At 52.6% G+C, this 11,697-nt stretch carries 8 protein-coding genes; 2 read left to right on the plus strand and 6 right to left on the minus strand.

Translation table 11 applies throughout. The features are described 5' to 3' along the window. Window positions 1–232: 232 nt before the first annotated feature. From KI362_RS04830 to KI362_RS04855, 6 genes are all read right to left on the minus strand, one after another. A complete protein-coding gene (locus KI362_RS04830; RefSeq protein ID WP_301625309.1) occupies window positions 233–2,893 on the minus strand; it encodes a transglutaminase domain-containing protein in 2,661 nt (886 codons plus the stop codon). 24 nt (window positions 2,894–2,917) lie between these two features. Then, window positions 2,918–3,970 carry a glycoside hydrolase family 18 protein gene (locus KI362_RS04835; RefSeq protein WP_301625311.1) on the minus strand — a complete coding sequence of 351 codons (1,053 nt, stop codon included), beginning with the start codon at window positions 3,968–3,970 and terminating at the stop codon, window positions 2,918–2,920. Window positions 3,971–3,978: 8 nt separating this feature from the next. Then, window positions 3,979–5,343, minus strand: a complete 1,365-nt coding sequence (locus KI362_RS04840; protein ID WP_301625777.1) for an alpha-L-fucosidase — start codon at window positions 5,341–5,343, stop codon at window positions 3,979–3,981. Between the two features lie 116 nt (window positions 5,344–5,459). Continuing rightward, window positions 5,460–7,088 carry an extracellular solute-binding protein gene (locus KI362_RS04845; RefSeq protein ID WP_301625312.1) on the minus strand — a complete coding sequence of 543 codons (1,629 nt, stop codon included), beginning with the start codon at window positions 7,086–7,088 and terminating at the stop codon, window positions 5,460–5,462. Between the two features lie 72 nt (window positions 7,089–7,160). After that, window positions 7,161–8,093, minus strand: coding sequence for a carbohydrate ABC transporter permease (locus KI362_RS04850; RefSeq protein ID WP_044480367.1), 933 nt, complete (start codon window positions 8,091–8,093; stop codon window positions 7,161–7,163). Window positions 8,094–8,106: 13 nt separating this feature from the next. Then, window positions 8,107–9,036 carry an ABC transporter permease gene (locus KI362_RS04855; protein ID WP_301625314.1) on the minus strand — a complete coding sequence of 310 codons (930 nt, stop codon included), beginning with the start codon at window positions 9,034–9,036 and terminating at the stop codon, window positions 8,107–8,109. A 379-nt stretch (window positions 9,037–9,415) separates the two neighbouring features. Between KI362_RS04855 and KI362_RS04860 the strand changes: the two genes are divergently transcribed. Further along, a complete protein-coding gene (locus KI362_RS04860; RefSeq protein ID WP_301625316.1) occupies window positions 9,416–10,474 on the plus strand; it encodes a carbohydrate-binding family 9-like protein in 1,059 nt (352 codons plus the stop codon). Window positions 10,475–10,510: 36 nt separating this feature from the next. Further along, window positions 10,511–11,548, plus strand: coding sequence for a LacI family DNA-binding transcriptional regulator (locus tag KI362_RS04865; protein ID WP_374705621.1), 1,038 nt, complete (start codon window positions 10,511–10,513; stop codon window positions 11,546–11,548). Window positions 11,549–11,697 lie beyond the last annotated feature (149 nt).

The raw sequence follows: 11,697 nt of genomic DNA on the forward strand, positions 1-11,697 counted from the left end.
ATGTCGTTCGAACTGGCCTGAGATCATCCCATGCCTGTCAGCCTCTCTTCGATCCCCCCTCCTCACCAGCAATTCTCATCAAAAATTTATCCAATGAAAGCACTTACAAATAGAGGAAAAACTAAAGATATACTGGACAAATTAAAGAATTTTAATGAAATCAACGCTATGCATGAGCAAAAAAAAGGAAAAGCCGCTAAAACGGCCCTTCCTTCCACTATTATTTCCAGTATTATTCGTTCACGGCTGTTAGCTGCCGCAGCATCAGTTCAACGCTGCCGACATTGTATCCGGCACAGGCGTATATGCCGGTCAGCCCGCCAGACAGTAGAATGAGCACAGGCAGCCGCGCCCCGTCGACGCCCATATCCATCGCTGCAGCCGCGCAAGCCTGCTGGGAATCGTAGCACACCTCGATTCCCGAGAGTGTCTTGAGCACCTTGCCAAAGGCAGCGTTGCTCCGTTCGGCCGGATTCCGCAGAACCAGCAACATACGAGCATTCGTCTCGTTCCAGCGAGAAGCCCCCGCTAACAATTCATTTAAAACATGCTCGGTCGGCTCCGCCCCCACTCCCAAAAATGCCAACAGCGTGGGGCGCTCGTCAGTCAGCTGGGAAAGCTTGATTTGCTCGCCTGATTCCGTTTGCAACGAAACATCGCTCAGCTGGCGGTTCACCAGCAGATTTGCTTCATCGGCTTGCGCCAGCAGCAGTTCTACTGTCTTGCGCTGTCCGCTCGCCAGCCGGAATACCCGCTGAGCCGCGAGCTGGTCGCCGCTAGGTAAGCGCCGCGTGGTGATCAGGCGATAGATCGCTGGATCAAGCCTCAGCTCCAGATCGCCCTGTTCAAAGGAACTGCCTGCATAGTTCAGCGTATCGAAACGGACGCCATCCAGCTTGCTGATTGTCCAGGTCTGACCATACTTCCACTCGCTCGCTTCCATTACCTGCAGCACCAGAGTCGCCGAACCACCCGTGCGCAACGCTTCGCCCTGACCGAGTTCCGCTTGATCCTCGCCACGCGGCTCGACTGCTCCCTGGGCGTACACGCCCGGCCCTATCGCGGCTACTGACTCTGCTGTCGCCCCCGCGCCAAAGCCTGCCGGTACGGCGAACTCGCCGTCCCGCCAATATTCCGGCGTCTGTGTGACCGGATTCAGTCTGGCCGGGATATTCAAGCTGCGGCAGATCGCCGCAAACAAGATCTTCCGTGCGAGCGGATTACCATGCCGCAGCTTCAGGCAGCCAATCGGGGTGGCGCAGATCGCCGGATAATCCGCATCTGAATCATAATCTATGGTATCTGTGATGTACTGCCAAATCTGATCCGGGTTCTGTGCAAACTGTTCCTGCTCTTCTTGTGAAAAATACTGCCTGATAAAGCTGCGGTAAGGGGTTAACTCCTCCAGCCAGATTCGCGGACAAAGTAGAAACCGCTCATAGATTTCCGCAGGCAAGCTGCCCTGCTCACAGCTCAAGTGATCCTCAAGAATCTCGCTGCGCAGGTCTTTGCCGTCCTTGATCACCAGGCTGTTCAGCAATTGCCGCCGGTTCGGATTGTCATCCCGGGTCAGGAATTTTCGCAGTTCTTCGGTGTTCTCACCCGCAACGCGGATCAACTCGGCGGCCTCAGGGTACGCGGCGGCCAGTTGCTCATCATAGAGAGCCGCCAAGCGCTGTTCACGAATTTGGACAGCGGCTTGCATCCGCTGCACTTTCCGCGCGGCTTGCTCCGCCGTCTCCTCACCAAGATGCAGCGGATGCTCCTGCGGTGCGTGCAGCGTCGTCTGCTCCCATTGGTCAGCCGGCCAGCCTGGATCTTCCACAGCGCGTTGAAGCGTCAGCTCGATCAGGCTAGCTGGGGCCGAAGAATCTGTCGCCATCGTCGGATACGCCTGCTGCTCGGCGAACGCCCCATCCTTCCAGGCTCTGATCCGCACATCGCCCAGCCCGATCGTCAGCCGCGCCATTCCTCCGTCGTCCGTCTTCACGGTGGCGGCGGGGTAATACTCCGCCATGTTCAGGATCTCCACTGCAACCGAGGCTCCGGAAACCGGCTGTCCGGATTCATCCTTCACCGCTACGGCGAGTTCTCCCGTACGAGCATAGAAAGCCGTATTATTAACATAACAGAGCAGCCCTTCCCGACCTATGCGCTCTTCTGTCGAGCTTAAGCCAAAATCGGAAAACATCCGGCTGTGGATCAGGATCGCACGGTTAGCGGGTACCGTGAACCACCCGCGATTCAATGCCTCCTCCGGCTCGCAGGCGCCGAGAAAATGCCACTTGCCCTGCAGGTACACCTCCACCCAGGCGTGGTTGTCATCGCAATGCGCCCAGCGCGGTGTGTAGACTTGCCGGGCCGGGATGCCGACGCTGCGAAAAGCCGTAACGGTAAAAGTCGACTCTTCCCCGCAGCGGCCCTTGCCACAGCGGAATAGAGTCATCGGCGAAACCGTGCGCCCATCCGTCGATTCATAGACGACATGCTCCGCGCACCAGTAGTTGATTTCGATCACCGCTTGCTCCGGCTCCATGCCCTCGATTCTATCCTGCAACTTCTCATAGAAAAATTGCCGGCAGTCACTGATCTCCTCCGTATTGATCCGATAATAAAGCACATGGTGGATAAAAATGTCCTCCGCCAGCTCTCGGCACCAAGGCACGTGTGCCCGCAGCCAAAGGGAATGCCGCACATAGCTCAAGAAAACAGAAAAAGTATATTCTCCCGCATCACGCACCGGCATAGTTCCATAAAGATAGCGCATCAACACGGCTTCATCTTCCGTGCATTCACCTAAGGCCGACTCGATCTCTTGCCAGAGCGGACCATAGACTGCCTTCCTGGACTGATACCGCGTCAGTGCGAATTCTTGCAATTGAGCAGACAACATACGCGAAGCTTCTCCTTCCTCCGTCTATTTATCCAGTTCTTCTCTTATGAATGGAATCAACGTCCCGGTCGGATCGGAGCGGTATTCCCAAAACATGATGCCGGCCAAGCCCCGCTCCCGGATATAGGCAACCTTGCCGGCCAGTGACTGCTGATCCTCATAGCTGATGAAGGTGCTGCCGTCAAACAAATAGGGAACTCCGGCTTCCGCATCCCAATAGCGGCGATATTCGCCACGCGGTGCATGATCCTCCGGATTGCCCCGATCCGCCGGGCCGATGTAATCGACCAGACTGCCGTAATCCGGACCATAATGACCGATCGTCTCCGCTTCCTGCCCGAGGCCGTCGCCGCCGCCCTTTACTCTGTCCCATTGACGAGAATAGAACGGCACGCCGACCACCATCTTCTCCGCTGGCAAGCCGGCTTCACCGAATACTCGAACCGCTTTGTCCACACACGCATCGATCAGATTGGTCCTGCCTTGATACAGCGCCGCGTGATGACCTGTCACAGTCTGGAACCCGCCCTGCAGATCATAAGTCATCAGCATGACATAATCGAGATAACGGCAAATTTCCGGGATATCTGTCTGTAAGGTAAAATACGTATCGCCGCCAGCGGCGATGGTTAACATCCGCCCAGGACCGGCGGCATCCAGCGTTTCCCGCAGCTGCTGCAATAGCAGCGTAAAGTTCTGTTTGTCGTCGCGGCAGGCCGCGATCCCCGCAAGGGAGGTCCCTGGATATTCCCAGTCAATATCAATACCGTCCAGGCCATATTCATCCGCCAATTCGGCCGCACTGACAGCCAGCCGCTCTCTTCCCGCCTGATTCGCCGCTGCCTGCGAGAACCCGTCCGCCCCCCAGCCGCCGACCGACAACGCCAGCCTGATTCCGGGATGGATCCGGCGAATTCGCTGCAGCGCTTCGCGACTTTCCTCGCCGCCGGGCCAGACCACACGACCCTCCACCAAGCCGGCAAAGGCAATATTAATAACATCGAGGGAAAGGATATCCTGCTCTCGTACCGTGGAAAGATCCCTCGTACCTACGTAACCAATTACTTTTTTTCTCATCTGTTTACTCATTCCGTCTCCAATTTGTAGACCCGGGCGATCGGAGCGCCTCCCTGCTGTTCGCCAGGGACGTTCACTGTAATCCCTGCCTTATCCGCAGTAAAGGGCAGCTCCTCCCCCGTATCCAGTAAGGTTATCTTGTGCACAGTTCCCAGGTAAGGGATTGTTACCACGGCGGGAACCTTCTCCGTCTCGTGGGCAAACAGCTCCAACACATAGACTGCCTTATCCCCTTTGCGGGTGAAAGCAAGGTTTCCCGCCTTGTACGGTGCGCAGACGCGGGTGCCATAGATCGCCTCGCCATAGACGGCGAGCCATTCGCCCAGCCCGCGCAACGTCGTTACCGCTCCGCGCGGCAACCGGCCGTCCGGCTGGGGACCGACATTGATTGCCAGATTGCCTCCCTTGGCTACGATATCAACCAGCAGGCAGACGACCTCGCGCGGCGACTTGTACGTATCCTCATAGGCAAAGGAGAATGAGGTGCCCAGCGTGATACAACTCTCCCAAGGCACGCCAAGCGGCTCTTCAGGTACGCACTGCTCCGGTGTAATGTAATTCTCGTAAGGACCGCCTACAGTGCGGTCAGCGCACAGCATCCCCGGCTGCCAGGTCCGGACTTGATCGATCACCTCGCCCAAACGAATGTCCTGACCGGACTCCTTGCAGACCCAGCCGGCATCAAACCACATAATATCCAGCTTGCCATACTGGCTGGCCAGCTCCTTAATCTGGTTATGCGTAAACTGAACGAATTTTTCCCATTCTTCAGGGTGCTCTTCCGGCACATAGGCCGGGCCTCTCCACATATAGTCTCCCCGCTGGTAATTCGAGGACCAATAATGCTCATTGTGCCAATCGGCCTTGGAAAAATAGGCGGCAATGCCGATTCCCTTTTTGCGGAATGCTTCAAACAAATGCCCGCAGATATCGGCATACCGATTGGTATGATAGGGACAATCCTCCGCCGTAATCTTGTAATCGGAATAAGCGCTATCCCACATGCAAAAGCCGTCATGATGCTTTGTGGTGAAAACCAGATAGCGGATGCCTGCTTCCGCAGCCAGCTCCGCCCATTGTTCCGGCTGAAAGCGGACAGGATTAAACGTTTTGTTCAATCCGAAATACTGCTGCTTGAATTCCTGTGCATTGACACCCCAGTCGATTCCCGTCCTGGACCAGTCGGCATCGGCGTCGGACAGCGCCCAGGATTCAACCACGCCAAGCTGGGCATACGGTCCCCAATGCATCATCAGAGCCAGCTTCTGATCCTGAAACCACTCCAGCTTTTTCCGAACCTCCGGATCGGTTGGCCAGACATAATCCTCTGCGGCGCTGTAATTGTGCACGCCCTGCTCAATCCGTGCCTCCATCGCTTCCTCCGCCGCTGCCGGGCCCTCCCCTTCTGCTGTATCGATGCCCCCTAATGATAGTTGGCGGCCAAGTTCGTCATTTGCCATTGTCGACTGTCCCTCCGTTATTGCAACCTTTATTTGGCGATCGTTTCAATTCCGCGGATCTTCATCCAGTCCTCCAACCCTAATGAGCTGAGACCTTTTACGTATTCCTCCCATTGAGCGTCATTGTTTACATCCTTCTCCCCGGTCACAAACAAGGCTTGCTGTTGGGTGAAATAATCCTGAAGCGCCGTACTGATATCGGCGTAGCGGTCGACATCGTCGAGGCCGATCCAGGGATTGGTGATGATGGCCTTGGTCAAATACGGCTCATAAGTTTCCTCCATCATATCCTTTTCCTTGTATGCAGGATTGTCTTCGAGGAATTCAAAGCCTGCCGGCAAATACTTCGGCAGCGCCTGCGGCCACAGATTGCTCCAGCTGAGCGCTTCCTGTTCCTCCTTCGGCAGGGTTTCAATATCAATCGACCGATATTGGTCGCCTTCCTTGAAGGTCATCTTTCCCACCGGACCTCTATTAACGCCAATCCCGTTCTCCAGCTCAAACACGTTATCAAACCAGCGAACGATGACTTCTGGATTTTTAGCGTTATCGGTGATCACGGCCTGAGTCTTAAACACGCTGAAGCCATTCGTATCCCGCAGCCAAATTCCGCCCTTATCCGTATTCAGCACCGGCAATACGTCATAGTCGCCTTTATCCTTGCCGGCATACCCGGTGAACTCCTTGCTGCCGTAAGCGATGGATACACCGTAGAGATCCTTGTTGCCCTTGCCCTCCCAGGTCGATTTGTCCTGAGTGAACAGCTCTACGTCGATCAGACCTTGCTTGTTGAGACCGGAAAACCACTTGAGGAAATTACGGTACGCGTCGCTGGCGCCGCCATATACCACCTCTCCGTCCACGATCGCCAGCCCGAACTTATCCATCGGCATACCGAACCAGCCGGCCATCGCTTCAATGTGCTTGTTGTTAGGATCAGTGGAGAACGGAATTTCATCGTTCGGATCGCCGTTGCCGTTAGCATCCTTGTCCTTAAAGGCTTTCAGCACAGCTTCGAATTCCTCTGTCGTTGTCGGCATGCTCATACCGACATTTTGAAGCCATTTACTGTTGATGTAAGGAGAATAGTTAACACTGGTGTCTCCTGTTACGTAAGGAATCGTATAAATATGTCCGTCCGGTGCCGTCATCTGCTCGCGCACACCAGGCAGATCAAGAATTGCCGAGATATTCGGCGCGTATTCCTCAAACAGATCCTCCAGAGGGATAAATACCTTTTGCTGGACACCATAGGTCAGGATCATGCTGTCCGTTAAGGTCCAGCCACCGACCACATCGGCATAATCGCCGGAATTCAGGTCCAGATTCAAGCGCTCTTTGGCTGTTGCATTGGGGAATATACGCAAATCAACCTCGACATTGGTCTGCTTTTGAAATTCATTAAGCATGTAGAACTCACCGGTAGGACTGGAATCATCGACGAAAATGGAAAATTTATACGCACCCTCATCGACGAGCGGCAGCCCTTCTTTGTACATCAGTCCGTTAACCTTGCCCTGTTCATCCACGACTGCCGGCGCGGATGTGTTGGCCGAGCCTCCGTTGTTTGCAGATTTCTTGTTGTCACCGCTGCAACCCGCTAGTGTTGCCGCACCCATGACTACGGCCAAAGACAATGCGATTATCCTTCTCTTCATGCTTAAAACCCTCCTTTTTTATCTAGCAGCCGATACGAGAACTCCGGCACACTATTCCTTACAGCATTGCACTCAACCTTTGACCGAGCCGATCATGACCCCTTTGACAAAGTGCTTCTGGATGAACGGGTACAAGACCAGCACCGGGATGCTGCTAATAATGATAAGCGAGTATTTCATCACAGAGATAAGCTGCTGCTTTTCCCGCAACGCTTCTCTTGCAGCTTCTGAGGTCGCCGTTTGCGACAGCGCTGCCTCATTCGTGATCAGAATGTTACGCAGCACCAGTTGCAACGGATACATGTCCTTATCCGAGATATAGACCAACGCGGAGAAATAGGAATTCCAATGCCCTACGCCGTAATACAGCACTAGGATGGCAATGATCGCTTTGGACAGGGGCAGCGCAACTCTGAAGAAGAATTTCCCCTGGGTACAGCCGTCGATTTCCGCCGCTTCATAGAGCTCTTCGGAGATGTTCATTTTGAAAAAGGTTCTGGCGACAATCATGTTGTATACACTCAGACTGCCCGGAAGTATAAGCGCCCACATCGTGTTGATCATATGGAGGTTTTTAATCACCAGATAAGTCGGAATCAACCCGCCGCCGAAGAACATCGTGATCATGTAGAAGATCGTGATCGCCTTTCTGCCGCTGAAGGTATTGCGGGACAGGGCATAGGCTGTCGGCAAGGTGACCGCTAGATTCACCAATACACCGGCAACCGTGTAGACAATGGAGTTCCAAAACCCGCGCATAACTGCACTATCCTTGAATACTTCGGCATATCCCTGCAAAGTAAACCCGATCGGACGCCACAGGACTTCACCGCTTGATACGGCGCCCGGATTACTGATCGATGAGATGATTACCCAATAAAGCGGGTACGCCACAATGAGCAGAACTAAGGTCAGTACGATAAAGTTGATCGTATCAAACACGACATCTTCCTTGCTGCGCTTGGCTTTAACTTCAAGCTGGTTGGCTACAACCGGTCTCAACATATCTGATCCCCCCTTACCAAAGGCTGTTGCCGGAAAGCTTGTCGGCGGCTTTATTGACCGCGAGCAGCAACACCAGATTGACTACGGTATTAAACAGGCCTATCGCCGTCGAATAAGAAATATCGTTGTTAATCAGACCGACTTTGTACACATAAGTAGAAATAATCTCGGAAACCGTCAAATTCAGGTTGTTTTGCAACAGATAAGCTTTTTCAAACCCGATAGAAAGAATACTGCCGCAGTTCAAGATCAGCAAAATGGTCGCTGTTGGCAATATGGAAGGGAAGTCAATGTACCGAATCAGTTGGAACTTTGTTGCTCCGTCACAGCGCGCCGCCTCGTGCAGTTCGGGGCTAATCCCGGCTAAAGCAGCAAAAAAGATGACGGAACTCCAACCAGCGCTTTGCCAGACGCCGCTCCACACATAAATGTGTCGCCAATACTCTTTCTTTGCCATGAAGTTGACCGCATCAATACCGAAGAATTCCAAAACACTATTGATAACGCCTATCGTAGGTGATAGAAACAGGATGATCATCCCGCACATGACAACGACAGAGATGAAATTAGGCGCGTATGTAATGGTCTGGATCACCTTTCGATAGCGCTTGTGCTGAAACGAATTCAGCAAAAGAGCCAGAATAATCGGGATCGGAAACGACACCAGCAGGCCATAGAGGCTTAAAACTAAGGTGTTCCAAATGGTAGATTCAAAATAAGGCGAATCGAAGAATCGTTTGAAATAGTACAGCCCTTGCCATTCACTCCCCCAGATGCCGGCTCTGGCATTGAACCTCTTAAACGCCAGCAGAATGCCATACATCGGGACGTAACTGAAAATGAACGTCAATATAATACCCGGAATGCAAAATAGCCAGAGAGATGCGTCTCTTTTTAGCACCCGTGCGAGGCGGCTTTTCCGTTTAATCGCCGTAGAATCCATGAACTCCCCTCCCATATTTAAGCTGCTTCATAAATCTTTCAAAAATTCGATGGCTGGTTCATTCGAGCTGCCCTTCCACCCAGTGTGAACTATGTTCTAAATTGTTCATTTTTGTTCACTGTTTTTAAGGTGATTTTATTGAACAAACTTTAACACGCGTCCAAACTATTTGTCAATGATTTTTTGAAAGTGCTTACATACCATGTTACCTCTATGTATATGTTCTGTAATCTATATATACTCCGTTTGTTTTTTCGTTTTATGTCGAGTTAACCAATGTTCATTAATGTTAACTTTTTTATTTTAATAAAACGCTTTCTGTGTTATAATTCAACTCATCATCAACTATATGCGCTGTTGGCGCAGAAGCGAGGTCCCTGTGGCTCCTGTTCGAATTCCTATTCCTGCAGTTGGTTTTAATCCTCCCGTCTATGCCTGCAATCGGGCTACCGTCCCCTTTCAATTAGATGGAAAGCTGGATAAGCCCTTTTGGCAAGACGCTCCCTTCACTGCCGATTTCCTCGATATCGAAGGGACAAATTTGCCCAGACCGCGTTTTCGCACTCGGGCCAAGCTGCTCTGGGATGATGAGCACCTTTATATTGGCGCTCAACTGGATGGCGATGAAATCTGGGGTTCCGTTACCCGGCGTGACGATGTCATTTTTCAGGATAACGACTTTGAAGTCTTCATTGATCCTGATTCTGATACGCAACAGTATTACGAGTTTGAAATGAATGTACTAAATACCGTATGGGATTTATTTCTCCCGGTCGCATATCGCGATAACGGCAGCGCCTTGAATGGTTATGATATCCGGGGGTTGCGCACTGCCGTATTCGTGGACGGGTCGATCAATCAGCCATCTGCCGCTAATCGCAGCTGGTCTGTGGAGATTGTCATCCCTTTTGCTGCCATCACCGAATGCTTGCCTCAGCAGCGTCCTCCGCGAGCAGGCGATTATTATCGAATCAATTTCTCGCGAGTGCACTGGAAAACCGATATCGTCGATGGGCAATACAAGAAGCAAACCGATCCGGTGACCGGCCGGGCGTTGCCGGAAGATAACTGGGTGTGGGCGCCGACCGGTGTGATCAACATTCACTACCCGGAATTATGGGGCTTCGTTTTTTTCGTCGACTCCAGTCAGGAAGCGTCCACGGTCGTCATCCCGGAAGATGAATACTACAAATGGGAGCTGAGAAAGCTCTACTATGCTGAGCAGATTCATCTCGATCTGCACGGATGCTATTGCGATCAACTGGAAAAGTTGACGGATATTTTGACAGTCTACGCGCCGAGCGAGGAGAACCGATCGCTGCTACCATTACCTTATGTCATCGAAACGACGTCCCGCACCTTCGTGATCTCCTGCCCGACTGCTGATCGGCAGAGAACGATCTTAATCTATTCGAATGGAAAAGTAGAAATAAAGTGAGGATTCCAGATTCATGAGGAAGGTTTGGAGGAAAGTATGAGGAAGGTTACAATTCAAGAAATCGCCGATTCACTTGGCGTTTCCCGCACCACAGTCTGGAAGGTCTTTGGCGGTCAGGCAGGGGTTTCCCAGGAACTGCGGAGTAAAGTGATCGCCAAAGCCCGGGAATTGAACTATACTGTCCCGGAAAGCTCCGGTCTGGCTACAGATTCGGTTGCCGACGCGCCGATCAATATCGCCCTTGCCGTATGTCGTCCCGAGACCTCGACGTTCTGGATGACGATCATTCATCAGATTGCCAAGGAGCTGTCCCGGCATGATGTGAACTTGATCTACACGTACCTGCCCCTATCTGTTGACGCAGGTTATACCTTGCCCGCTTCGCTGACCAGCGGCGGTACGCATGGGATCATTATCATCAATGTCTATGACGAACAGCTGCTGCGCCTACTGTCAGCATCACCCATCCCCAAAGTGTATCTCGACACTTCCACCGCAGTTCCTCCCTCAGAGCTGAACGGAGATCTAGTTCTGACGGAGAATCGATTTAGCGTCTCCCGGATTACGGAGCAGTTGATCGCCAGCGGGCGGCAAACCTTCGGGTTTATCGGTGATATCGATTATGCCCAGTCCAACCACGAGCGATTTGAAGGGTTTAGCAAAGCGCTGTTGCTACATGGCCTGTCTGCGGATCCGGAATTTAGCCTGACCGGTCCTATCGGCCGAGATACCTATAAAGAAGAAATATCCGCTTTTCTCGCCGCACTTCACGACCTGCCGGATGCCTTTGTCTGCGCCAGCGATTATGTAGCCTGCATTGTCATGCAGCTGCTCCTGGGGCGCGGCGTGCGTATCCCCGAGGATGTGGCCGTATCCGGATTTGATGCCAACCAGGAGGATTCACTGGCCGAAGACCTGACCACCGTACAGGTATTCAATCCGCATATCGGATTTCGGCTGGCACAACAAATTTTGTTCCGGATCGAATATCCGAATATCCCCTACGAAGTCATCACGATTGCTTCTCAGGTCATTTTTCGGGGTTCAACAGCCGCTTCTTCTCGCGGTAATTGAGCGGAGAGTATTGAGCGGAGAGAGTGATGGCCTCCATCTCCCGGAGCGCCGGGTGAAGGCTTCACCACACATTTCCAACGACTGTCCAGGTCTACTTTGTATTCCATAAAAAAAAAGAGCGGGCTATCTTTTCGATAGGCTGCTCTTTT

The organism is Paenibacillus apis (genome assembly GCF_018333295.1).
GTDB classification, from domain to species: domain Bacteria; phylum Bacillota; class Bacilli; order Paenibacillales; family Paenibacillaceae; genus Fontibacillus; species Fontibacillus antibioticophila.